Origin of the sequence: Kineothrix sp. MB12-C1 (assembly GCF_030863805.1) — a bacterium.
In the GTDB taxonomy this organism is placed as follows: Bacteria; Bacillota; Clostridia; order Lachnospirales; family Lachnospiraceae; genus Kineothrix.
Map to the genome: position 1 here is coordinate 3,671,125 of NZ_CP132957.1, position 23,264 is coordinate 3,694,388.

Consider the following 23,264-nt stretch of genomic DNA (forward strand, 5'->3'; position numbering starts at 1 on the left):
AGTCACTAGGCTACTGAACAGTTACGAATAAAATAAAGAGTAGGGGTTATGTGCATGGGGCACTATGAAAGCAGAATGGAAGTTCCGGCAGAGCATATGCGCAATATCTTTGGACAATACGATCATTATGTTAAGAAGATAGAAGACGATTTTCATGTGACGATAGTTGACAGAGACGGAGTTGTGAAGATATCCGGCGTTGAGCAGGATGTGAAGCGGGCACAAAGTATTGTAAGACAGTTAATAGAATTATCTAAGAGAGGAAATATCATTCAGGAACAGAATGTGGATTACGCGATAACTATGGAAATGGAAAACAAAGAAGATGTACTCATTGAGATAGATGGCGATTGTATCTGCCATACGATAAGCGGGAAACCGATTAAGCCAAAGACTTTAGGGCAGAAACAGTATGTGGACGCCATTCGAAATAATATGGTCGTATTTGGATTGGGGCCGGCAGGAACGGGTAAGACGTATCTGGCGATGGCGATGGCAATCACTGCCTTTAAGAATGAGGAGGTGAGCCGTATTATATTGACGAGACCGGCCATCGAAGCGGGCGAGAAGTTAGGATTCCTTCCGGGAGACTTGCAGAGTAAAGTGGATCCTTATTTAAGACCTTTATACGATGCGCTGCATCAGATCATGGGAGCGGAGAACTTTGCCAAGAATATGGAAAAAGGGTTGATTGAAGTAGCACCGCTCGCATATATGAGAGGGCGTACGTTAGATAATGCTTATATTATTTTGGATGAAGCACAGAATACTACGCCGGCGCAGATGAAAATGTTCTTAACGAGAATCGGATTCGGTTCTAAAGTCATTATAACGGGTGACGCGACACAAAAGGATCTGGCTCCCGGCGATAAATCGGGACTCGATGTAGCGGTACGCGTACTTTCGAAAATAAAGGATATCGCTTTTTGTAATTTGACGAGTAAGGACGTGGTGCGCCACCCTCTGGTACAGAAAATTGTAAAGGCATATGAAGATTATGAGAGGGTATCGGAACGCAATAAGACTAGGGATAACAATGCACGCGATAAGCGCGGAAGCAGGAATACGGGATATGGAAAAAAATAAAAATACAGTAATTGCAGCTATTTCTTTCGCTCTGGTGGGGGTGATAACGGCAGCCGCGGGATACTTTTACCGCATACAGACAGTAGAAATTGCCCGCAATGTGATAATCTCTTTATTAGGGATGGGGACTATCCTTTATTTGCTGGCGCATGATGTACAGAAGGGATTTCTCTCTTACGATAATGCGGAACATAGAAGCAGATTTCTTTTTCTGTTTCTTATCAGCCTTCTATGCGCGGTGGGGTTTCCTATTATTCCGGCAGCGGGTTGGCCTTATCCTGTGATTTTTCTCACTCTTAGTCTGTTTTCCGGTTCTTTTATCGGTCTTGTGGCAGGAGCATTACTTTTGCTACTTACAGTGCTTCATGGGGGTAATGCGGGAGCGGCAGATTTTTTTCTGTATTTTGTGACTGGTACGGTAGTGATTGCTTTATTTCGGGAGTTGGATGAGAAGTATGAAGTGGGCGTAAGGACATTTGCGGCACAGTTGCTTTTCTTTGTAGCGATGAGCGCGGTATATGTTTTACCTGTCAATGAGGTTTTCTCGTTGGAACTATTTTTGATACCTATCATCAATGTATCCGTTACCTGGCTTCTTATGATGGCAGTATTCCGGTATTTCAGTGTTTCTGTTATGCATAAGTATAGCGAAGAATATAGGAAGCTGAGTTTTCAAGGAAATCCATTGCTTATTGAGCTGAAGGAAAAGGATAAAGAAGAATATTTTCATGCGATACATACGGCACATTTATGTGCGAAAGTCGCAAAAAATCTTTCTATGGATGTCACTCTTTTGCAGGTAGGCGGTTATTATCACCGCATTGGTATGCTAAAAGGGGAAAACACGTGGGAGAATGTAGAGGAAGTCGGACGGGCAAACGATTTTCCGCCGGCTTTGATGAACCTTCTGAAGGAATATTGGAAAAAGCCAGAGGGAACACAATCCAAAGAAGCGGCAGTATTAAAGCTTTCAGATGCAGTTATTACGGTAGTGAAAGGTATGTTTAAAAAGGATGCGAACGTAATTTTAAACTATCCGCTTTTGATGGATGCTATCTTTCGAAAGAGAATAGAGAGCGGAACATTAGATGAAAGCCTTATCAGCATAAGTGAACTAAATACGATAAAAAAGGTGTTCTTGGAGGAAAAACTATATTATGACTTCTTACGTTGAGAATGAAACGGGGGTAGAATTCCCTTTTTCTATAGAAGATATTGTGAATCAGATTATGACGGAAGTATTGGATCGTGAAGGTTGTCCGTATGAGGCAACGGTTAGTGTTCTTCTTACGGATAATGAAGGTATTCGTACTTTTAATAAAGAATACCGCGGTTTCGATAAGGAGACGGACGTGCTTTCTTTTCCGAATGTAGACTATGAGACTCCCTCTGATTTTGCAATATTGGAGGAGACAGCGGATTGTTTTGATCCGGATAGCGGAGAGCTGGTACTTGGAGATATTATTATCTCAGTGGAAAAAGTAAAAGAACAGGCGGAAAGTTACGGCCACAGCCAGCGCAGAGAATTTGCTTTTCTCGTGGCACATAGCATGTTCCATTTATGCGGTTATGACCACATGGAGGCGGAGGAAGCGGCTGTTATGGAAAAGAAGCAGGAAGAGATACTCGATCGGCTTCATATTACGAGGGATGAAAGTTAAAAGTAAAAGTTTAAAGATAAAAATCAAAAATAGAGAGATTAAAAATAAATTCAGACAAAATTGATTATTGTAACCAATGGGATGAAAAATAAAGGAACAACAGACATGAAACATTTACCGAGAAGAAAAGGCACCGAGAGGAAAAAGAAAAAAGATATTATCATGGCAACAGGGTTAATTGCTTATTTAATTGTACTTTTAATTCGCATTCCTCTCGGGCGAATGATAGGAGATAAAGGAATCGGCTTTTTTGCAGCCGGTATGGAACTGTTTTTGGTGAGTACCGCAGTAATATCTTACGGGATATCCAGAGCAGTGGCAGTTCTTATCAAATATCGGATGAAAAGAGAACAATACAAAAATGCCGGTAAGGTGTTTCGCAGTGCCTTGCTTTTTTCTATTATATCAGGAGGACTGTTTGCTTGTATTCTTTTTGTGCTATCCCAGCCAATCGCAGAGATTCTCTTGTTAGAGAAGCTGAGCTATCTCACAATTGCGGCAGCAGCGCCTGCTGTTATGCTTTCTTTTATAATAGGAGTGCTTCGGGGATACTTTCAAGGAATGGGTTCTGCAATGCCTACCGTACATTCACAGCTTCTGGAGAGAGTAATTATGTTTGTCTCCAGTCTGATTCTTGCGTCTATAGCCTATGCCTATGGACTTAAAGTGGCAGCACTTTTGAAAAACGAAGAATATGCGGCGGCTTATGGTGCCATGGGCGCAATCTTAGGTCTTACGGCAGCCTGCATATTCGGAGCACTGCACCTTCTGTTTATTTATATTCTCTATGCGAGACAATGGAAGAAGCAAGTGGGAAAAGATAGCAGCAGAGCGACAGAGTCGGGCCTTCAGATAGTATCTATGCTTTTTACGACCGCATTGCCCTATAGCATATGTGCCTTGTTGTATCATATGAATTATTTGGTGGATCAACGGATATTTAATTATGCCATGAATATAGCCGGAAAAGACTCCTTAAGGGTGGCTCATTGGGGTGTCTATTATGGCAAATATAGCGTGGTCATAGGAGCAGCAGTTGTTCTATGTACACTTCCGCTCACCGGGGCTGTTCTGAAAATCGGACAACTTTATGATAGACAGGATCAAGGAGGGGTAAGGGAAGAATTGAGAAGGAGCATTCATCAGCTCTCTATTTTTTCTATTCCGTGTGCTTTTTTAATTGCTGTTTTAGCGGAGCCGATTGCGAGCATATTGTTCAAGGGTGATATAAAGACAGCGGTTTTATTGATACAATCGGGAAGCGCAGTGATCGTACTGGCTTCGTTCACTTATTTTTTGACGGCTATTTTACAGCGTATCCGTAAGTTGCAGATAGTGATGCTCGGCGGTTTTATCGCCTTTTTATCACATTTAATCCTTATTATTTTATTGTTGAATAATACACAGCTCGGAATTACAGCAGTCGTATGCGGAAGCATTCTCTTTTACCTTGCCTCTTGTGTTGTATGCTTCTTCGGTGTGATGAGGCATATGAAATATTCACAAGAGTGGGTTCGTACGTTCGCAGTGACATTGATTGCGGCGGGTACTTCTGCTTTGATAGGAATGCTGCTTAATAAGTTGCTTTTATCCTTTGCAGGCAATGTGATAACATTGCTTCTATGTATAGTCGTATATCTTATTACTTATCATGTATTTCTTATTGTGCTGCGAGGTGTTCGCAAAGAAGAGTTAGAAGAAATGACCGGAGGGAATATTATTACATCGATTGCAGTGCGTTTGCATTTGATATAGAAGATGTGGAATAAAATTTATAAATTTGACTGATACTATTTACAAATGAGTTGAGGTACACTCATAAGGAGAGTTGTAAAATGAAATTTGTAAAACGTATCAGTCTTTTTTTTATTATACCCATGGGAATGTATACCTTTGGGTTTTATTCGCATATGAAGCTGCAGGAAGAATTCTATCCGGGCAAATACAGGGAAGAATCGGTAAAACAAAAAAGTGCACTCGTACAGGAACAGCCCCAAGTCATCCCCACGTCCTTCGAGGAAGAACAAGTTATCAATGCGGATACACAATATGTTATCGAGGAAGTGGACCTGAAAAAGGAGACCTCTGTGGAAACGAAGTGGAAAGTACCGGAGAAATATATTGGTATGAACAGGGATCGTTTCGTCAGGGAGATGGAGTTGTATCAACAGTCGCCATCGCTGGCGGACCAGGAGCTTGGTTTCGTAAGTGTGGAGGTCGTTTCTTTCTCCCGGGATAAAGTGAGGATTCGTAAGAGTTATATTTTCAGAGAATTAAGCACGAGCTTTTATTTGGTTAATGAGAAGAACTTTGTGGTCGTCTATTGTGATGATTTGAAGACCATTTATATGGGTACGAATATTTCCATCGATACACTTCCTGATGGATTGAAACAAGAGGTCATACAAAGAAAGTATATAGCATCGGAAGAGGAGTTGTATAACTTTTTGGAATCTTATTCGAGTTGACGGCAATGACGCTTGTACAATACGTTAATTAGTAGTAAAATAAAGTAATTATTCAACAGGTCTGCGCATTTACTGCGCTGACCGTAAGAATACGTGGAAGAGTAAATGAAAATCCCATCACCGAAGGTGATTTTAATGGATTTTCAATGTAGCTGCGGAGGCACTGAGCAGCTACAGTAAAATAAAGTAATTATTCAACAGGTCTGCGCATTTACTGCGCTGACCGTAAGAATACATGGAAAAGGTACGAGGACAGGTAAGTGAAGAAAATAGCAGTTATCGGCGGCGGTGCTTCCGGTATGATGGCAGCCATTACTGCGGCAAACAGTGGTGGACAGGTGACAATTTATGAAAAAAATGACCGCATAGGGAAGAAAATACTCGCTACTGGCAATGGAAAATGCAATTATTCCAACAGGGATTTTAACACAGCATATTATTATGGACAGAATACGGATAAGCTGGAGCATTTGTTCGAACAGTTTTCTGTAACAGATACTATTTCCTTTTTCCTGGAAGGGGGTATGCTTAGCAAGGAAAGAAATGGTTATTTATATCCTCTTTCAGAGCAAGCTTCTACCGTTCTCGATATTTTGCGGTTAAAAATTAATAAGCTTAGTGTAAGGGTAGAATTGCAGTCCGAAGTGACTGCTATAGAAGTACTCGGTAAAGGAAATGAGTTTCTCGTGAAAGTAGGGGGAAAAGGAGAGTGCTATGACCGTGTAGTGCTAACTTGCGGCGGATGTGCAGCACCTAAGACCGGCTCGGATGGAAGCGGCTATCGTTTGGCAAGAGGACTCGGCCATCGTTTGGTAGATACGGTACCGGCATTGGTGCAACTAAGATGCAGAGAGGATTTCTTTAAGATAGCAGCGGGGGTTCGATGCGAGGCATCTTTAAGTCTTGGGGAAAAGAATTCGCCGATACAGGTAGAGAGAGGAGAGGTGCAGTTTACGGATTATGGAATTTCCGGTATCCCTGTATTTCAATTCAGTCGGACAGCGGCTTATTTACTGAAAGAGAGAAAAGAAGTACCTGTTTACATAGATTTCTTCCCCGATTGGGAGGAGGCAGAATATGAGGAAATGTGCCGAAGAAGAACGGAAGATTTAAGCGGCAAAAATGCAGAAGAATTTCTTATCGGTATGGCAAATAAGAAGATTAATATGGTTATGTTGAGACAAGCGGGCATTAAGCCCTCCGAGGAGGCTCATAAGATTGGAAAAGAACGGCTAAAGAAGCTCCTTTTCTCCTATCGGAAGCTATGTACTCATGTAGTAGCGGCGAATTCCTTTGATCACGCACAGGTCAGTGCCGGTGGTGTGAATATGAAAGAAGTGACATCTTCCCTCGAGTCCCTATTAGTTCCGGGACTCTATTTCGCAGGTGAACTTCTGGATATCGATGGGCGATGCGGTGGTTATAACTTGCAGTGGGCGTGGACAAGCGGTTTCGTTGCCGGGAAGAATGCGGCAGTATAACGAGAATAATAGTAGCTGTTCAGCAGGTCTGTGCATTTACTGCGCTGACCGTAAGAATACATGGAAAGATACGGTTGTTAAAATGATTCGAATTAATCAATTGAAGTTATTGCCCGGGCATAAGGGCGATGAGATGGAAGCAAAGATAAGAAAGCTGCTGAAGCTTTCGAAAAAAGATAGTTTTACCTATGAAATTGTGAAACGTTCTATCGATGCCAGGAAGAAACCGGATGTTTATTATAGTTATACGGTAGATGTAGCAGTCAATGCTGAACAGGACGTAGTGAAAAGATGTAACAATAATCAAATAAGCATAGTTACGCCTGTACAGTACCGTTTTCCTGATTATGGGACAAAAGAATTAACTAACAGACCCATTATCATAGGAACAGGTCCGGCCGGCTTATTTTGCGGTTATATGTTGGCACTTCATGGTTATCGTCCCCTTCTTTTGGAGCGGGGAAAGGATGTGGATGCACGTAAGGCAGAGGTAGACCGGTTCTGGGCAGGCGGGCAATTGAATGTAGATTGCAATGTACAATTTGGTGAAGGCGGCGCCGGAACTTTTTCAGATGGAAAATTAAATACTCTTGTAAAAGATAAAGATGGGCTGAATAAAGAGGTTCTGTCTATTTTTGTGCAGGCAGGGGCGCAAGAATCTATTTTATACGATGGAAAGCCCCATATAGGAACCGATGTCTTAATGGATGTGGTCAGAAATATGAGGCAGACCATTATCGAACATGGAGGGGAGATACGGTTCGATACGAAGGTGTCGGATATTATATTTGAAGGCGGTAAAGTACAGGCGGTCATTACTGAGAATGCAAAAAGAGGCCAGGAAAGGCTAGAGGCTGAAGTGACAGTGCTGGCGATTGGACACAGCGCCAGAGATACTTTCGAGATGCTGTATCAAAGAGAAGTCCCTATGGAGGCTAAGGCTTTTGCGGTGGGTATGAGGGTGGAGCATCCCCAGAGTATGGTCGATGATTCGCAGTATGGCAGACAAGAGCAAGGGCTTCTTCCACCGGCCGCGTACAAGCTGGCAGCGAAAACAAAAGAAGGAAGGGGAGTTTATTCCTTCTGCATGTGCCCGGGCGGCTATGTAGTTAACGCTTCTTCCGAAGAGGGAAAGCTTGCGGTAAACGGCATGAGTTATAGCAAGCGGGATGGAAGAAATGCCAACAGTGCGATTATCGTCTCTGTGACACCGCAAGATTATGGAAGCGACCATCCTCTTGCAGGAATTACATTTCAACGCAGTCTGGAAGAGAAAGCTTATAACTTGTGCAAGGGAAAAGTACCTGTGGAATACTATGGAGATTTCAAAATGGCAGTAATAAATGAAAAAGCTGCTGTATCCGGCGATACCTATGCTCCTCAAATAAAGGGATTGTGGGAATTTGCCGATGTGCATGAGATTATGCCGGAAGTTATCAATCGGGCATTTATTGAAGGGATAGAACAGTTTGGGAGAATGATTCCCGGATTTGCATCGGAGCAAATGCTGATTTCAGGGGTTGAGAGCCGAACATCTTCACCTGTGCGAATTCATAGGGATACATCCGGACAATCCAGATTGCGAGGACTCTATCCTTGCGGAGAAGGGGTCGGATATGCCGGTGGTATCATGTCGGCCGCAATGGATGGAATAAAGATCGCACAGTGGATTGCGGAAGAATATAAGCCTTTTATAGAAGGCCGTCCATATAGATAGTGATCTGGTACGAAAGCGAGAGGTAACTGTGAAGGAACCTAACAGTTACGAGAGAAAACAGGATGGAGGATAAGAAAGTCCGATGGAAACGATAAAACTGGAGAAGCAAAAAAGTCAGGATGAGACTGCCGCAAGGAGAAACTATTTAAGAGAAAGAATAAAAGATAAAAAACGAATTGTTGTAAAGATAGGTTCCTCCTCCTTGCAACACCCTGAGACAGGAGATTTGGATTATACGAAGCTAGATGTTCTCGTCAGAGAGCTTTGTGATATGAGAAATAGGGGAAAAGATGTGGTGCTTGTGACTTCCGGTGCAATTGCAGTAGGGAAAAAGGCAGTACATATTAAAGATATCAATCATTTGGATGAGGATAATCCGATTGCGGTCAAACAGGCTTGTGCGGCGATAGGACAAGCAAGGCTGATGATGACCTATCAGAAAATATTCGCGGAATATAATCAGGTAGCAGCGCAAATACTTATGACAAAGAACACGATTGTGGATAATTTGAACCGTTACAATGCCCACAACACTTTCTCCGAGCTTTTTAAATTGGGAGCTATTCCCATCGTAAATGAAAACGATACGGTAGCGACCTATGAAATTGAAATAGGGGATAATGATACGTTGTCAGCTATTGTAGCAGCTTTGGTCGGTGCGGATCTTTTGATTCTCCTCTCGGATATCGATGGACTATATACGGATGATCCAAGGACGAATACAGAAGCGAAATTCATCGAAGTGGTAGAAGAGCTTACCGATGAACTCATGGATATGGGAAAGGCTACTACAGGGAGTAGCGTAGGGACTGGCGGTATGAATACGAAGCTTATCGCAGCTCAGATCGCTACAAGTTCCAATATCGATATGATTATCGCAAACAGCAAAGATATTAAGGTCTTACACCGTATATTGGATGGTAATAACATAGGGACGTTATTTGCAGGTACTGAGAAGAAGTATTTTGATTTACCTGAATTCGTGGAAAAGATGAATAATTATTAAAATTTACAGATTATGAGAAAGGCATGGCTATTGAAATGGAAAGCATGGATAAAAAGATTGAGAGAATCAATGAATTATATCGTAAGTCAAAGGCGGAAGGATTGAACGAAGAGGAGAAGAAAGAGCAGGCGGCTCTTCGAAGCGAGTATATCGCCAATATTAGAGCGAACCTGAGGGGACAGCTTAACAATGTAAATATCCAGGAGGAGGATGGGTCCATAACTAATCTGGGAGAAAAGTATGGAGATAAAAAGACGCATTAGAAAGAGTATACTGAAGAAGAGAGACGAAATGCCGAAAGGGGAACGAGCCGAGAAAAGTCGGAATATAATGGATAAGATAACTCGGATGGATATTTATCAAGAAGCGGAGTCTATTCTTTGTTATGTAAATTATAAAAGTGAAGTGGAAACAGAAGAGTTTATTAAAGAAACGTTAAGCAGAGGGAAAAAAGTATACTGTCCTAGAATTGATCGAGAGGAAATGGAATTTTATCGGATAGCAGGAATGGAAGATCTGTCCATGGGATATATGGGAATCAGAGAACCGATGCCAAGTGGGCAAAGACTCCTTTGCGGAAGGGATATCAGCATGGAAAGATGCTTGATGATAATGCCGGGCAGTGTCTTTGACAGGGAGCATAATCGAATGGGCTATGGTAAAGGCTATTACGACAGGTACTTAGAGAGATATCCGCAGCTCCCCACAGTGGCGGTATGCTTTGAATGCCAATTAGCGCAGAAGGTACCGACGGAGGAGCATGATAGGAAGCCGAATATGGTGATAACGGAAGAAAACATATATTAAATAACTTATTATTACTTATTCATTTTTGGAAGCGGTGGAAGGTTTCGGAACTTGCGTCTGCTTGGATTGTGTGTTATTCAGATACGCGAGATATTTGACTGCTTCCTGACGGTTCACTTTATTTAGCTTTTTAAGATTCCAAAGCATGTCCTTCAACGAGATATCTTGTATATATTTGGAGGTCAAATCATACGAACCCGCAAAGTCAGGTTCTATACCTAGAATATAGTCGGTACTTACATTATAAAGTTTCGCTAAATTGACTACATGACGAGCCGGGAGTTCTCTTTTATCCAGTTCATAATAAGAATAGGCCTGTTGTGAGATTCCGAGATAATCGGCAACTTCCCTTTGCTTCAGGCGATTGTTCTCCCTTAAGCCTTTGACAATATCGGATATTTCTGACATAATGGTGCCCTACCTTTCTTATAGCTTATGAGTTATACTTCGATGTGTTGTGGGAATCATATCATACAACAAAAATAAGTATGTATAATAATCACAAACTAATGTGAGAAATATTAGATTTACAACTAAATATTGTGAAAATTTTAATAAAATCTAAAAGGAGGATGACCTATGATAAGTTTGGAAATGATGGGACAAAAAGCAGAAGCAGCGAGCTTCGAGTTGCAGGGGCTCTCTAAGGAAAAAAAGAATGAAGTGCTGCAAAAAACAGGAGAGACGTTAATTGCAGATACAGAGTCGATTCTGAAAGAAAATGAAAAAGATATAGCGAATGGTGAGTCCAACGGCATGCATCCGGGAATGGTGGATAGACTGAGGCTGACAGCCGATAGAATCAAGTCCATGGCCGAGGGGCTATATCAGATAGTAGAGTTAGAAGATCCCATCGGTGAGGTGCTGGAAACGTATGACCGTCCGAACGGACTGCACATTCAAAAGAGAAGAGTTCCCCTTGGCGTAGTAGGAATTATCTATGAATCCAGACCGAATGTAACAGCAGACGCCTTCGGACTTTGCTTTAAATCCGGAAATGCCGTGATTTTAAAAGGAGGAAGCGATGCCGTATGTTCCAATATCGCAATTGCCGCCTCCATCCGAAAAGCACTTCGTTCTTGCGGAGTGTGCGAGGATGCTATTCAGTTGATCGAAAGCACAGACAGAGAAGTGACGAAACAGTTTATGAAGTTGAACCGTTATGTAAATGTATTAATTCCGAGAGGAAGCGCAGGGCTGATCCGAAGTGTTGTGGAGAATAGTACGATTCCGGTCATAGAAACGGGAACGGGAAATTGCCATATTTATGTGGATGAGAGTGCAGACCTGGAAAAGGCGGTTCCGATTATTGTTAATGCTAAGACCCAGCGTATCGGTGTATGTAATGCGTGTGAATCATTGCTCGTACATGAGGCGGTGAGAGAAAGATTCTTGCCAATGATAGCGGAAGCGTTCCGGGAATATAAGGTGGAAATGCGTGGTGATGAGAGAACGAGAGAAGTCATTGCAGATGCCATACCGGCAACAGAAGAAGATTACGAAAGAGAATATTTAGATTATATCATTGCCATAAAGACTGTTTCATCCATAGAAGAAGCGATTGCCCATATTAACAGATACAATACGAAGCATTCCGAAGCAATTCTGACGCAAAATAAGGAAAATGCCGATAAGTTCTTGCGGGAAGTAGATGCGGCTTGCGTCTACGCCAATGCTTCTACGAGATTCAGCGATGGATTTGAATTCGGTTTCGGCGCAGAAATCGGAATCAGTACTCAGAAGCTTCATGCGAGAGGGCCGATGGGATTAAAGGAATTAACATCTTATAAATATACGATAGAGGGCGATTGGCACGTACGTCCTTAGAAGTGATAAGAATGTTTTCGACTTTTGGGATTTGCCGTAGGATTTTGACGTCCTGCGGCTTTTTCTTGCCATAAATCTGTAACTTATTTGGGAGGCCGGAAAAGGGGAATATAGCGTCTTAACCTTGACAGTATATTTATCTTATTTTATAATCAACTTATTGAGTATTAAACAAAGGGGGTATTGATATGTCACTTAAGCATGGTCTGTTAGGTCTACTAAATTACGGCTCAATGACGGGATATGAATTGGATAAGGCTTTTAAGGCTTCTCTATCGTTTTTCTGGCAGGCAAAAACCAGTCAGATTTATCGTGAGTTGGATTCTATGGAACGGAGCGGCTGGCTGACAAGTGAACGCATTATGCAAACGGAAAAGCCAAACAAGCGGGTATATACTATAACGGACAGCGGAAAAGAAGAACTTGAGAATTGGCTGTTACTGCCGGAGTCGGATACTGCTGATGCAATGCGTGTTAAGAGTGCATTTCTTATGCGTGTTTTCTTTGCAGGTGAAACAAGTATTGAGCAATCAATCGATATGATTCGGAAATATCGGGACAAATGTATTGAAAGCAGAAATTCATTGAGTGCCGCCCATATCGCAACTACGGAATACAGGGCGATGATAGAGGATGAGAAGAAGACTAAATTTTGGGAACTTTCCATCCTTTACGGTGAGTTATACTATGATGCCAGCCTTGATTGGGCTAATAAAGCAATCGCTATTCTAGAGGGGGAGAAGTGATGAACGTTTTGGTCTTAAACGGTTCGCCGAAAGGGGAGCGAAGCAATACTATGCGTTTGACCCACTCCTTTTTAGATGGAGCAGGGTGGTCGGATGCAGAAGTAATTGATGTGGCAAAAACAGATGTAAAGGGGTGTTTGGGGTGCTTCTCTTGTTGGGATAAAACGCCGGGAAAATGTGTTATAAAGGATGGAATGGACCAAATTCTCACCAAAATGATTGATGCCGATGTGATTATTTGGTCTTTCCCGCTGTATTATTATAGCGTTCCCGGCAGCTTGAAAAATCTAATCGATCGTCAGTTACCATTAAATTTACCGTTTATGGCAGAGGGCACAGAGAGCGGCGGTCATCCGGCACGGCACGATTTGAGCCATCAAAGGCACCTTGTGATTTCGACCTGCGGTTTTTGGACGCCGGAAGGCAATTATGAAGCAGTTATCTCTATGTTTGACCACTTTTTTGGAAAGAGTAACTATACGACAATTTTCTGCGGCCAGGGAGAATTGTTCCGTATACCGGAAGTGAAAGCCCGCACAGATGCATATTTGGAAGTCATATGCCGTGCAGGGACAGAGTATGCCGACGGAGGGATTCATGTCGGAACACAGGAGGAGCTTATGGAACCCCTGTATCCCCGCAATGTGTTTGAGAAAATGGCAGATGCTTCGTGGGGAATTGCCAAAGATGGGGATTCGACAGCTCCTATAGACGATAGTCTGAACTTTACAACGCAGATGGCAGCTTTATATAGGCCGGACAGTGTGGAGCGTATCGTGGAGTTTTATTACACTGATATCGAGAAAACCTATCAAATTCTGCTGACGAAGCATGGTTCAGAGGTCATAGCAGACAATTTTAAGCCGTACACGACGAGGATTGAAACGCCATACTCGGTTTGGCGTTCTATTGCCCGTGGGGAGATTACCGGACAGGAAGCATTATTTCAACGTCTTTATAAGGTTATTGGTGATTTTAACCTTATGCTAAAATGGGATGAATTGTTCGGTGTGCAAATGCCGCCAAAGAGGACGGAACATCAGACATTGCGAACGACCAATATGCTTCTTTTGCTTGCACCGTGGATTATCATCTGGGCTGCAATCGCAATAGATCCTATTGTCGGCAGCGCGACAGGCATAGTTGCCGCTGCACTCATTCCTCTGTTATGGATTGTATTCCGTCCTGTTATCTACGAGCAAGTCAGCATTCCTATTGTAGCGGGACTTTCGCTGGCAGTTTTACTTGGAATGGATGCAAGGGTTATTGTTTCCGGCAGTTATTTGATATTTGGGCTGATGTGGCTTATCGGTGCGTTTCCTAAGATTCCCCTGACCGCTCATTACAGTGCAAAGGGCTACGGCGGGGAAAAAGCCTTTGCAAATCCGCTTTTTATCAGTACGAACCGTATACTGACTGCCGCCTGGGGTGTTCTATATCTTGTTATACCGGTTTGGACTTATATTCTGATGGGAACGAGATTTTCTCCCTATGTAGGGCTAATCAATTCAGCCCTTCCTATGCTGATGGGTGTGTTCACGGCATGGTTTCAAAAATGGTATCCGGCACAATATGCTAGAGGATAAGTGCAGATGCATCAGATAAGAATAATTCGTAAACAGTAATAAACAAGAAGCGCCAGATACCGTTTAGATATCTGGCGCTTAAGTTTTGATTAAATACAGATAAACTCAGCTATACAATCTCATCCGCAGCCATCTGGCCGGGCAGGATTTTCTTATTAATTTGACTTCACTACTTTCCAAAGCTCATTATACATATAGTCACCGTCTTCCCCCAGATATTGGAATGTCTCCAGATTGGAATATTGTGATAAATCCGGGAAAGCAATGGTAGAGTTCTTAATATCCTCATCCTCAATCAGTTCTCTGGCAGCATCGTTTGGTGTGGAATAAGTGATATATTCGAAGTTTTGCAGAGCGATATCAGGACGGCACATGAAATCGATGAACTTTTCTGCATTCTCTTTATTCTTGGAGTTTTTAGTGATTACCCAGGAATCAATCCATACGTTCGTTCCTTCCTTCGGAATAACGTATTCCAGATCGGGATTCTCTCTTTGTGTGAAGATAGCCTCTCCCGAATAAATAACACCGATAGCAGCCTCTCCGCCAATCATTTTATCGCGGACCTGATCGATAACGTAAGCTTGAACGAGAGGTTTTTGCTCTATCAAAGAGTTCTTTGCCGCTTCGAGCTCGGCAGTATCTGTGGAGTTCATGGAATAGCCGTTTAATTTCAAAGAGACCATAAAGGCATCGCGAACGGAATCCTGCATTAAAATATTATCTTTATATTCTTCGTCCCATAATATGCTCCAACTGTCAACGGGCTTATCTACCATCGTCTTATTGTAGAGAATTCCTACGGTTCCCCAGCAGTAAGGTACGGAATACTTGTTTTCGGAGTCAAATTCCTGTGCCTGCTCCCAATACTGTGCTCCGATATTGGCTTTTGCATTAGGAATATTGTCGAAATTAAGTTCGGCAAGCAAATCATTGTCGATCATCTTTTGAATCATGTAATCGGAAGGGCAGATAACATCGTATTCGGAAGCCCCGGCTTCAATCTTGGGATACATGATTTCGTTCGTTTCAAATTCGTCATAAATAACTTTGATTCCTGTTTCCTCTTCGAAAAGGCCGATAACATCGGGATCCATATACTCGCCCCAATTATATACGATAACCTCTCCGTTTGTTCCGGAAGAGGAAGATGCGCAGCCTGCAAAAGACAGAAGAACCACGCCAGATACACATAGCATAGATAATAATTTTTTCATAGTGGTAATATCCTCCTAACTTATTTTCATGATTTTTCTTTCGGTGCTTTATTTACAAGGAATAGAAGTAATAGCACTGTAACGAAGATAATAGTGGACAGCGCGTACATTTCGGGTTTGATTCCTTTTTTTACTTCGGTATAAATCTTCGTGGAAAGCGTATCAACACCGGCACCCTTCGTGAAGTGAGTGATGATAAAGTCGTCCAAAGACATGGTAAAAGCCATCAGAAATCCTGATAATACACCCGGCAGTATGTCGGGAAAGACTACTTTGAAAAATGCGAGAACAGGAGAAGCACCGAGATCTAAAGCGGCCTCATAAGTACTGGGACTTAACTGTTTCATTCGCGGCATAACACATAAGATAACATAAGGAATGTTAAAGGTAATATGTGCTAAGAGAATCGTTCCCAAACCAAATTTAAGTCCTAAGCTGATGAAAAGGAGCATAAGGGAAATGCCCGTTACGATATCCGCATTCAGCATAGGGATGTTCGTTACACCCATTATAATGCTGCGTCCTCGTTTATTCATACTGTTAATAGCGATACAAGCGACGGTTCCGATAATGACGGCTACCAGAGAGGAGATGAACGCGATGAGAAGCGTATTCCAGAGGGCTTGCATGATTTCTCTATTTTCAAAAAGAGAGAAATACCATTTGACAGTAAAACCTCCCCACTTTGCTCTTGTCCGGCTGGCATTGAAGGATAATACCATAAGAGTGGCGATAGGGGCATAGAGGAAAATAAAAATAAGGGCTATATATATTTTTTTAGCAGTTGTTCGTATCATAATGCGGATCCCTCCCCATCTTTATCGAAGATAGCGGAGGCGATCATATTAATGAGAATGAAAATCATAAGTACGATAGAAAGTCCGCTTCCCAAGTGCCAATTGCCCGCCTGTGTGAATTCCTCTTCAATAACATTACCGATTAAAAGAATCTTGCTTCCACCGAGGAGTTTACTGATAACGAAGGTGGTAAGCGCCGGAATGAATACCATGGTAATACCGCTAATCACTCCGGGAAGGGAGAGGGGGAACGTGATCTTGAAAAAGGTCTGTATATTGTTCGCACCTAAATCCTTAGCAGCATTGATGACATTCGAGTCAATCTTTACAAGTGAGTTGTAAAGGGGCAGCACCATAAATGGTAAAAAGTTGTAAACCATGCCGAGAATAATGGCATAAGGTGTATTGATAATATTCAAGGCAGGCAGATGAAGGAAGGAGAGTATATTATTAATAACTCCTGTTTTCTCCAAAAGAGTCTGCCATGCAAGCGTACGGAGCAAAAAGTTCATCCACATGGGAAGGATGAAGATAAGTACGATAAAACTATGCTGATTTACGTTCATATTTGCCAGAATCATCGCAAGGGGATAAGCGAGGAAAAAGCAAATGATCGTACTGATTAGGGACAAACCGAGAGAAAGCCAGAGCGCTTTAGCATGTTCTGCTGACATCATAGCAACTACATTTTCAGCGGTAAAAGTACCGCTTTTATCGGTTAATCCATAGTAAAATACCATACATAGAGGAACGACAATGAAAATAATCGCCCATGTAATATACGGAGAGGATAAAAGCCACTGAGATGATTTCTTATTCTTCAACACCTACCGCCTCCTCGTCTTCTGATGCCGGTTTATTCATAATTTGGATGTTAAAAGGATCGACCTTAATACCTACCGGTGTTCCTACGGGGAACATGCCGGTGGAATGGACGAGCCATTCAAAGCCGCCCGCAGTAACCTCCATTTCATAGTGAACGCCCTTGAAGATTAAATGGGTAACAACGCCTTGAATGTTTCCAGCTTCCGGCTTTGTAAGTTCGATATCTTCAGGGCGGATTACCACGTCTACCGGTTTGTTATGTCCAAAGCCTGTATCCACGCAAGTAAATTTCGCACCGAGGATGGATACCAGCTTATCTTCAAGCATCATGGCATCAATAATATTGCTGTCTCCGATAAAGTCAGCGACAAAGGCATTCTCGGGTTCGTTATATATGATTTCAGGAGTTCCGATCTGCTGAATATAGCCCTGATTCATAACCACAATAGTATCGGACATGGTGAGAGCTTCTTCCTGATCATGGGTCACATAGATAAAGGTAATTCCGAGTTCATTCTTCAGACGAATCAGCTCATATTGCATATCCTGACGAAGTTTCAAGTCAAGAGCGCCTAAGGGTTCATCCAGAAGAAGTACCTTAGGCTCGTTAACAATAGCCCTGGCAATAGCGATACGCTGTTGCTGGCCGCCGCTTAATGAGTCGGGCATACGTTTTTCATATCCATCCAGATTAACTAACTTTAAGGCATATTTAATCTTATCGTCGATATAGCTTTTACTTTTATTCTTAATCTTCAATCCAAAAGCGATGTTTTCTGCAATATTCATATGAGTGAACAGAGCATATTTCTGGAATACAGTATTAAGCAGGCGTTTGTTGGGCGGTGTGGAGGTAATATCCTTACCGTCAAAAACAACCCGGCCATGGTCCGGGTTGACAAAGCCGCCGAGAATACGCAGCGTAGTTGTTTTTCCACATCCACTTGGACCTAATAGTGTAAGAAATTCATTTTCATGGATGCTCAGATTCAGTTCATCGAGCACCATTTCTCCATCAAAAGATTTCGATATATCAATTAGATTAATTAATTCTTTGTTCATATAAACAATCCTCCGGTAGGTAAAATAATCTTAAGTATAATCCAAAGTCAGGCTAAGGACTATTAAAAACTTGGCGGAGAGCTAACCCAAAGGATGACTGCTCCGGTTTTCTTATTTGCTGTAATATAATGAGTGGTATTGGAGGTGAAGTAAAACGTCTCCCCCTTTTTAGCACGGATTGTTTTCTTACCCAATGTAATAATAATACTGCCGGCGAGTACATATCCGAATTCCTCCCCCTCATGGGGATTGTCGGGATATGTGGAACCACCGGGTTCCAGAGTGAGCCGGATCGGTTCCATAATGTTTTTCTGCGCATTAGGAATAATCCACTCAATCTTATTGCCAAGTTCATCATCTATTTTTTCAAAGTAATCTGTTTCATGAAAGACGATTTGCTCCTCCTGAGGATTTTCAGAGAAAAACTCTTGTAAATCAGTTCCTAGGCATTGCAAAATATCCATTAACGTGGCGATGGAAGGAGATGTCAGATCGCGTTCCAACTGAGAAATAAAGCCTTTTGATAATTCGCATCGGGAAGCGAGTTCCTCCTGCGTCAGCCCTTTTTGTATTCTTAATTCTTTTAATTTATTTCCAATTTTCATAAGTTACCACTTTTCTAAAAGGGAAGTGTCATATCCTTTTGTCAAGAAAAGGTAAACACAAAGTTTACTGGTACTAAACAAACACTGATATCAATTATACTAGGACTTAATACAATGTCAATAGAAAAAATAGGAAAAATAAAGAATTTAAGATCCAGAAAATTCAGAATGTCAGTTAACAAAAAAATCCCTTTATGGTATACTGTCTAAAAAGGTCAGAAATCTAAAAAAGGAGAATAATCCTATGGGAAATGAAAAATATGTAGCATATGTTTCTACCTATACAACAGGGGTGGGGGACAAGCGCGGAATAAAAATTTATGATGTAGATGTAAAGAAAGGAAGAATGACGGAAAAAAATCATGTGGAAATTACGAACTCTTCCTATATAACAATATCTCACAACCAGAAATATCTTTATTCGATTACGGACTTCGGTGTGGAAGCTTATGAAATCTTGGAAAATGGTGATCTTAAAATGATTAACTTCGCCTCGATCAATGGAATGAGAGGCTGTTATCTATCTACGGATTACCACGATGAGTATCTCTTTGTAGCGGGGTATCATGACGGTAAGATAACGGTGCTGCGGTTGACGGATAATGGTGCTATCAGCCATATTACGGATGAAATCTTTCATAAAGGTCTTGGAAGTATGGCGGAGAGGCATTCCCGCCCTCATGTGAATTGTGTGAAAATGACGAGGGATAATAGATATCTATGTGCGGCTGATTTGGGAATGGATCATGTAAAGGTATATTCGGTTGACAGGGAAAAAGGGACCTTGAAGTTAGCGGACGTTATCAGAAGTGAGCAGGAGTCCGCACCGAGACATCTCAAGTTCTCAAAGGATGGCAGATTTCTTTATATTGTGCATGAACTGAAAAACTATATCGATGTTTACAAATATGAAAATAAGAACAATAATCCGGAATTTGAGAAAATACAAAATATTTCTACGCTGAATGAATATCATTCCAGCAATGCGGCAGCCAGCGCGCTTAATTTTTCTTTTGATTTCAATTACCTGCTTAGTTCTAATTCGGGAGATAACAGCGTCATTATTTATAGGATAGATCAAGAAACAGGGATGCTTACCAAGCTGTTTTGTCTGCCTGTAAGCGGAGACTATCCGAAAGATGCTTCCCTTTTCCCGGATAATAAGCATTTGGTCTCCTTAAATCATGAATCTAATAGTATGACCTTTTTTAATGTGGATACACAGAAGGGACTGCTGGTGATGAATGGGCCAGAAGTGAAGGTGGAGCAGCCGAACTGTATTATTTTTCATAAACTTACGAATGTAAAGAATTAAAAAGGTGATACTTATTTACTAGGAAAAAATAGTGTACAAATGCGATAAATATGATATCATATATTGTAGAAAATTGTGTTTATTTGCAAGGAATACGAATATTGTGTAACTCTTCAAATAAGTGCGGCGGAGATGTGGTATCGTATGGATAAAGAGTTTAGAGAAAATGTACGGAATGTTTTTTTGAAAATAGTGAAAAAAAACAAACATTTAAAAGAGCCAATGCTATTTTTTTTGACAGTTGTGTTGACAGGATATTATTCGCTGCGGCATTTTAAAGATAACGGGAAGAGATATGCCGGTGTAGGTTTCGTTGTCTTATTTTTTATGTTAAATAGTAGTTTCGCATTTTCTTTTCCGATGGAAGATGAGAGCGCTTCAATTTCGGATTCAACTGAATCCATAGGGAAGTTTGACGAAGCCTCCGTTATGGAGGATGCAGAGCCGGTCCTAATAAATAATCAGGAGGCTCCGGTTGCTACGGAAGTAATAGAAGAGACAGAAGAGGTGGATTTCTACAGAATGTCAGAGCATCATGGATTGGAGGATGAGGATCAGTATACTCTGGAAGATATTCTGGAAGAAAATGAGGAATATGGAGATAGTATAAATAACGAAAGTAAGAGGGAAGAGGGAACGGAGACTGAATTCAATTCGGATGACTGGCGACTTGTTCTTATTAATAAGCAACATCCGATTCCCGATGATTATACGTTTGAGCTTGTAACGATCAAAGGCAGTATGCAATGTGACGGGCGTATCAGAGAGGAATTGTTCGCTATGCTTCAAGGGGCGAAGGATAATGACATCAACCTGGTAATTCGTTCTCCTTATCGCGATATGAGCAGGCAGGAATATTTATTTAACCGTAAGATTAAATCATATATGCAGAAGAAAATGTCGTATATGGATGCTTATAAGATAGCGTCACAGACGGTAACGGTACCGGGGGCGAGCGAACATCAGATAGGACTTGCTATAGATATTACGAGTGACGGGTATGCGGCACTGGATCGAGGATTCGGTGATACCGAGGCAGGAAAGTGGCTGGCTGAGCATAGCTGTGAATATGGTTTTATCTTGCGTTATCCCGCGGGGAAGGAAAACATCACCGGTATAGAATATGAACCGTGGCATTTTCGTTATGTAGGAAAAGAAGCAGCGACAATTATTATGGAAGAAGGAATTACGCTGGAAGAATTTACAGAAAGTTACCTATAACAATACAGGCAGGAAAGTGAAAATATGTATCGATTAATCAAGCAGGAGGGCAGAGCCAAAAGAGGCGAGCTGCATACCGTGCACGGCGTTATTCAGACACCGGTATTTATGAATGTGGGAACGGTAGCGGCTATTAAAGGTGCCGTTTCTACAGAAGATTTAGAGCAGATCAAGACACAGGTGGAGTTATCTAATACCTATCATCTCCATGTAAGGACAGGCGATGAAGTGATAAAGAAACTGGGAGGACTTCATAAGTTCATGTCCTGGGAGAAGCCTATTTTGACCGATTCGGGAGGATTTCAGGTGTTTTCATTATCCTCTCTTAGGAAGATTAAAGAAGAAGGCGTTTATTTCCAATCACATATCGATGGGCGCAAGATTTTCATGGGACCGGAAGAGAGTATGAAGATTCAGTCGAATCTGGCATCGACCATAGCGATGGCATTCGATGAATGTCCTTCCAGCAAGGCGGAACGCGGCTATGTGCAGGCGTCTGTGGATCGAACGGTCAGATGGTTGGAACGCTGCAAGAAAGAGATGAGCCGTTTGAATGGTTTGGAAGATACCATTAATAAAAAGCAGATGCTCTTCGCTATCAATCAGGGAGCGATTTTTTCGGATATCCGCATAGAACACGCTAAGATTATTTCAGAAATGGAACTGGATGGCTATGCAGTGGGCGGACTTGCTGTAGGGGAGAGCCACGAAGAAATGTACTATATTCTGGAAGAAACTGTTCCTCACCTTCCGGTGGACAAACCTACTTATTTAATGGGAGTAGGCACGCCGGCCAATATTTTAGAAGGCGTGGAGCGCGGTATTGACTTCTTCGATTGTGTGTATCCGACCAGGAACGGACGCCACGGACATTTATATACGAATCGGGGAAAAATCAATTTATTTAATGCGAAGTTTGAACTGGATGAACGTCCCATTGAAGAAGGATGCGGATGTCCGGCATGCCGCAGATATTCCCGGGCATATATAAGACATCTGTTAAAAGCGAAAGAAATGCTGGGAATGCGGCTTTGCGTTCTTCATAACCTCTATTTTTATAATACAATGATGGAAGAGATCAGAGAAGCTCTCGATGAAGGTAACTTCGCCGCTTATAAAAAGCGGAAATTAGAAGGCATGACGGAAGGCTGATTGATATGCAGCCCCCGCCGTAGATGGCTTAAATGGGCTGAGTATGGTTGCGGTACGCACCCGCAGGGTGTGAATCATAACATAAAAAGTGAATAAACTACTTGTTTTATACATTGAAGTTGTGTATGATATTTTTTAGAATAAGGAAAGAAGAGACATTAGGAGGAATTACGAATGGGTATTATGTTAACAGAGGCGGCAGGCGGCGCCGGGGCTGGAATGATTATGGTTCTTTATATCGTGCTTATAGTTGGTTTCATCTATTTCTTTATGCTTCGTCCTCAGAAGAAGGAGCAGAAGAAAATGTCCGCAATGCTGTCTTCCCTTGAAATAGGAGATAGCATTCTGACAAGCAGTGGCTTTTACGGTATTGTAATCGATATTACAGATGATACTGTTATTGTGGAATTCGGTAATAACAAGAATTGCCGTATACCTATGCAGAAAACTGCAATTGCTGCAGTAGAGAAGCCGGAAGCATAAAAGTGATACGAGGAGAAAAGACGATAGGGGTTGTCCCATCGTCTTTTTGTTTAATTAGGAAAGTGCTCCTATTAAAGAAGCGATTGATGCGCAGCTACGCGCGCGGAACAAAAGCTGTGCTGCTAAAAGTTTAAATCGTGAGAGTGGGCACAGCACACTTTTGTTTCATCAGGGTTGAAATTTCATATATTTTAATATATTA

21 protein-coding genes and 1 pseudogene are annotated in these 23,264 nt (G+C 41.9%); 17 read left to right on the plus strand and 5 right to left on the minus strand.

Going from position 1 to position 23,264, the window contains the following annotated elements; all coding sequences use genetic code 11:
* Positions 1 to 54 precede the first annotated feature (54 nt).
* From RBB56_RS16825 to RBB56_RS16870, 10 genes are all read left to right on the plus strand, one after another.
* Positions 55 to 1,086 carry a PhoH family protein gene (locus RBB56_RS16825; RefSeq protein ID WP_306720113.1) on the plus strand — a complete coding sequence of 344 codons (1,032 nt, stop codon included), beginning with the start codon at positions 55 to 57 and terminating at the stop codon, positions 1,084 to 1,086.
* Positions 1,073 to 2,260: a hypothetical protein gene (locus tag RBB56_RS16830; RefSeq protein ID WP_306720114.1), complete on the plus strand. Its 1,188-nt coding sequence runs from the start codon at positions 1,073 to 1,075 to the stop codon at positions 2,258 to 2,260. Before RBB56_RS16825 ends, RBB56_RS16830 begins: the two co-directional genes overlap by 14 nt.
* On the plus strand, positions 2,244 to 2,747 hold the full coding sequence (gene ybeY / locus RBB56_RS16835) for an rRNA maturation RNase YbeY (protein WP_306720115.1): 504 nt from the start codon (positions 2,244 to 2,246) through the stop codon (positions 2,745 to 2,747). The genes RBB56_RS16830 and ybeY overlap by 17 nt, the downstream gene beginning before the upstream one ends.
* 81 nt (positions 2,748 to 2,828) lie before the next feature.
* A complete protein-coding gene (locus RBB56_RS16840) occupies positions 2,829 to 4,502 on the plus strand; it encodes an oligosaccharide flippase family protein (protein WP_306720116.1) in 1,674 nt (557 codons plus the stop codon).
* Between the two features lie 80 nt (positions 4,503 to 4,582).
* Complete coding sequence (locus RBB56_RS16845) at positions 4,583 to 5,215, plus strand: hypothetical protein (protein WP_306720117.1); 633 nt, start codon at positions 4,583 to 4,585, stop codon at positions 5,213 to 5,215.
* A 260-nt stretch (positions 5,216 to 5,475) separates the two neighbouring features.
* Positions 5,476 to 6,696, plus strand: a complete 1,221-nt coding sequence (locus RBB56_RS16850; protein ID WP_306720118.1) for an NAD(P)/FAD-dependent oxidoreductase — start codon at positions 5,476 to 5,478, stop codon at positions 6,694 to 6,696.
* An 82-nt stretch (positions 6,697 to 6,778) separates the two neighbouring features.
* Positions 6,779 to 8,413, plus strand: a complete 1,635-nt coding sequence (locus tag RBB56_RS16855) for an NAD(P)/FAD-dependent oxidoreductase (protein WP_334307478.1) — start codon at positions 6,779 to 6,781, stop codon at positions 8,411 to 8,413.
* A gap of 82 nt (positions 8,414 to 8,495) precedes the next feature.
* On the plus strand, positions 8,496 to 9,419 hold the full coding sequence (gene proB, locus RBB56_RS16860; protein WP_306720120.1) for a glutamate 5-kinase: 924 nt from the start codon (positions 8,496 to 8,498) through the stop codon (positions 9,417 to 9,419).
* A gap of 23 nt (positions 9,420 to 9,442) precedes the next feature.
* Positions 9,443 to 9,682: a DUF896 domain-containing protein gene (locus RBB56_RS16865; protein WP_331526071.1), complete on the plus strand. Its 240-nt coding sequence runs from the start codon at positions 9,443 to 9,445 to the stop codon at positions 9,680 to 9,682.
* The gene (locus tag RBB56_RS16870; protein WP_306720121.1) at positions 9,660 to 10,226 is read left to right on the plus strand and encodes a 5-formyltetrahydrofolate cyclo-ligase; all 567 of its coding nucleotides are present in this window, start codon (positions 9,660 to 9,662) and stop codon (positions 10,224 to 10,226) included. Before RBB56_RS16865 ends, RBB56_RS16870 begins: the two co-directional genes overlap by 23 nt.
* Positions 10,227 to 10,241: 15 nt before the next feature.
* Here RBB56_RS16870 and RBB56_RS16875 read toward each other — a convergent pair whose 3' ends face one another.
* The gene (locus RBB56_RS16875; RefSeq protein ID WP_306720122.1) at positions 10,242 to 10,634 is read right to left on the minus strand and encodes a helix-turn-helix domain-containing protein; all 393 of its coding nucleotides are present in this window, start codon (positions 10,632 to 10,634) and stop codon (positions 10,242 to 10,244) included.
* Positions 10,635 to 10,805: 171 nt separating this feature from the next.
* Between RBB56_RS16875 and RBB56_RS16880 the strand changes: the two genes are divergently transcribed.
* The 3 genes from RBB56_RS16880 (at position 10,806) to RBB56_RS16890 (ending at position 14,385) form a co-directional block, all read left to right on the plus strand.
* On the plus strand, positions 10,806 to 12,053 hold the full coding sequence (locus tag RBB56_RS16880) for a glutamate-5-semialdehyde dehydrogenase (RefSeq protein WP_306720123.1): 1,248 nt from the start codon (positions 10,806 to 10,808) through the stop codon (positions 12,051 to 12,053).
* Positions 12,054 to 12,241: 188 nt separating this feature from the next.
* Positions 12,242 to 12,799 (plus strand): PadR family transcriptional regulator, encoded by a 558-nt coding sequence (locus RBB56_RS16885; RefSeq protein WP_306720124.1) that lies wholly within the window; start codon positions 12,242 to 12,244, stop codon positions 12,797 to 12,799.
* Positions 12,799 to 14,385: an NAD(P)H-dependent oxidoreductase gene (locus tag RBB56_RS16890; protein ID WP_306720125.1), complete on the plus strand. Its 1,587-nt coding sequence runs from the start codon at positions 12,799 to 12,801 to the stop codon at positions 14,383 to 14,385. The genes RBB56_RS16885 and RBB56_RS16890 overlap by 1 nt, the downstream gene beginning before the upstream one ends.
* Before the next feature lie 155 nt (positions 14,386 to 14,540).
* On the opposite strand, the pseudogene RBB56_RS18540 reads toward RBB56_RS16890, so the two are convergent.
* From RBB56_RS18540 to RBB56_RS16910, 4 genes and pseudogenes are all read right to left on the minus strand, one after another.
* A pseudogene (locus tag RBB56_RS18540) lies at positions 14,541 to 16,399 on the minus strand (extracellular solute-binding protein).
* Positions 16,396 to 17,223 (minus strand): ABC transporter permease, encoded by an 828-nt coding sequence (locus RBB56_RS16900; protein ID WP_306720126.1) that lies wholly within the window; start codon positions 17,221 to 17,223, stop codon positions 16,396 to 16,398. The pseudogene RBB56_RS18540 and the gene RBB56_RS16900 overlap by 4 nt, the downstream one beginning before the upstream one ends.
* On the minus strand, positions 17,213 to 18,286 hold the full coding sequence (locus RBB56_RS16905; RefSeq protein WP_306720127.1) for an ABC transporter ATP-binding protein: 1,074 nt from the start codon (positions 18,284 to 18,286) through the stop codon (positions 17,213 to 17,215). Before RBB56_RS16905 ends, RBB56_RS16900 begins: the two co-directional genes overlap by 11 nt.
* 62 nt (positions 18,287 to 18,348) lie before the next feature.
* The gene (locus tag RBB56_RS16910) at positions 18,349 to 18,891 is read right to left on the minus strand and encodes a helix-turn-helix domain-containing protein (protein ID WP_306720128.1); all 543 of its coding nucleotides are present in this window, start codon (positions 18,889 to 18,891) and stop codon (positions 18,349 to 18,351) included.
* A 244-nt stretch (positions 18,892 to 19,135) separates the two neighbouring features.
* On the opposite strand from RBB56_RS16910, the gene RBB56_RS16915 reads away from it, so the two are divergent.
* The 4 genes from RBB56_RS16915 to yajC all read left to right on the plus strand — a co-directional run bounded on the left by RBB56_RS16915 (position 19,136) and on the right by yajC (position 23,062).
* The gene (locus RBB56_RS16915; protein WP_306720129.1) at positions 19,136 to 20,206 is read left to right on the plus strand and encodes a lactonase family protein; all 1,071 of its coding nucleotides are present in this window, start codon (positions 19,136 to 19,138) and stop codon (positions 20,204 to 20,206) included.
* Between the two features lie 222 nt (positions 20,207 to 20,428).
* Complete coding sequence (locus tag RBB56_RS16920) at positions 20,429 to 21,427, plus strand: M15 family metallopeptidase (RefSeq protein WP_306720130.1); 999 nt, start codon at positions 20,429 to 20,431, stop codon at positions 21,425 to 21,427.
* Between the two features lie 24 nt (positions 21,428 to 21,451).
* A complete protein-coding gene (tgt, locus tag RBB56_RS16925) occupies positions 21,452 to 22,579 on the plus strand; it encodes a tRNA guanosine(34) transglycosylase Tgt (protein WP_306720131.1) in 1,128 nt (375 codons plus the stop codon).
* Positions 22,580 to 22,762: 183 nt separating this feature from the next.
* A complete protein-coding gene (yajC, locus tag RBB56_RS16930) occupies positions 22,763 to 23,062 on the plus strand; it encodes a preprotein translocase subunit YajC (protein WP_442905464.1) in 300 nt (99 codons plus the stop codon).
* Positions 23,063 to 23,264 lie beyond the last annotated feature (202 nt).

Bases quoted from the DNA above. Each gene is read 5' to 3' on its own strand.
- RBB56_RS16825 (WP_306720113.1), top strand. From the start codon at position 55: ATGGGGCACTATGAAAGCAGAATGGAAGTTCCGGCAGAGCATATGCGC.
- RBB56_RS16830 (WP_306720114.1), top strand. From the start codon at position 1,073: ATGGAAAAAAATAAAAATACAGTAATTGCAGCTATTTCTTTCGCTCTG.
- ybeY (WP_306720115.1), top strand. From the start codon at position 2,244: ATGACTTCTTACGTTGAGAATGAAACGGGGGTAGAATTCCCTTTTTCT.
- RBB56_RS16840 (WP_306720116.1), top strand. From the start codon at position 2,829: ATGAAAAATAAAGGAACAACAGACATGAAACATTTACCGAGAAGAAAA.
- RBB56_RS16845 (WP_306720117.1), top strand. From the start codon at position 4,583: ATGAAATTTGTAAAACGTATCAGTCTTTTTTTTATTATACCCATGGGA.
- RBB56_RS16855 (WP_334307478.1), top strand. From the start codon at position 6,779: ATGATTCGAATTAATCAATTGAAGTTATTGCCCGGGCATAAGGGCGAT.
- proB (WP_306720120.1), top strand. From the start codon at position 8,496: ATGGAAACGATAAAACTGGAGAAGCAAAAAAGTCAGGATGAGACTGCC.
- RBB56_RS16865 (WP_331526071.1), top strand. From the start codon at position 9,443: ATGGCTATTGAAATGGAAAGCATGGATAAAAAGATTGAGAGAATCAAT.
- RBB56_RS16870 (WP_306720121.1), top strand. From the start codon at position 9,660: ATGGAGATAAAAAGACGCATTAGAAAGAGTATACTGAAGAAGAGAGAC.
- RBB56_RS16875 (WP_306720122.1), bottom strand. From the start codon at position 10,634: ATGTCAGAAATATCCGATATTGTCAAAGGCTTAAGGGAGAACAATCGC.
- RBB56_RS16880 (WP_306720123.1), top strand. From the start codon at position 10,806: ATGATAAGTTTGGAAATGATGGGACAAAAAGCAGAAGCAGCGAGCTTC.
- RBB56_RS16885 (WP_306720124.1), top strand. From the start codon at position 12,242: ATGTCACTTAAGCATGGTCTGTTAGGTCTACTAAATTACGGCTCAATG.
- RBB56_RS16890 (WP_306720125.1), top strand. From the start codon at position 12,799: ATGAACGTTTTGGTCTTAAACGGTTCGCCGAAAGGGGAGCGAAGCAAT.
- RBB56_RS16905 (WP_306720127.1), bottom strand. From the start codon at position 18,286: ATGAACAAAGAATTAATTAATCTAATTGATATATCGAAATCTTTTGAT.
- RBB56_RS16910 (WP_306720128.1), bottom strand. From the start codon at position 18,891: ATGAAAATTGGAAATAAATTAAAAGAATTAAGAATACAAAAAGGGCTG.
- RBB56_RS16915 (WP_306720129.1), top strand. From the start codon at position 19,136: ATGGGAAATGAAAAATATGTAGCATATGTTTCTACCTATACAACAGGG.
- RBB56_RS16920 (WP_306720130.1), top strand. From the start codon at position 20,429: ATGCTATTTTTTTTGACAGTTGTGTTGACAGGATATTATTCGCTGCGG.
- tgt (WP_306720131.1), top strand. From the start codon at position 21,452: ATGTATCGATTAATCAAGCAGGAGGGCAGAGCCAAAAGAGGCGAGCTG.
- yajC (WP_442905464.1), top strand. From the start codon at position 22,763: ATGTTAACAGAGGCGGCAGGCGGCGCCGGGGCTGGAATGATTATGGTT.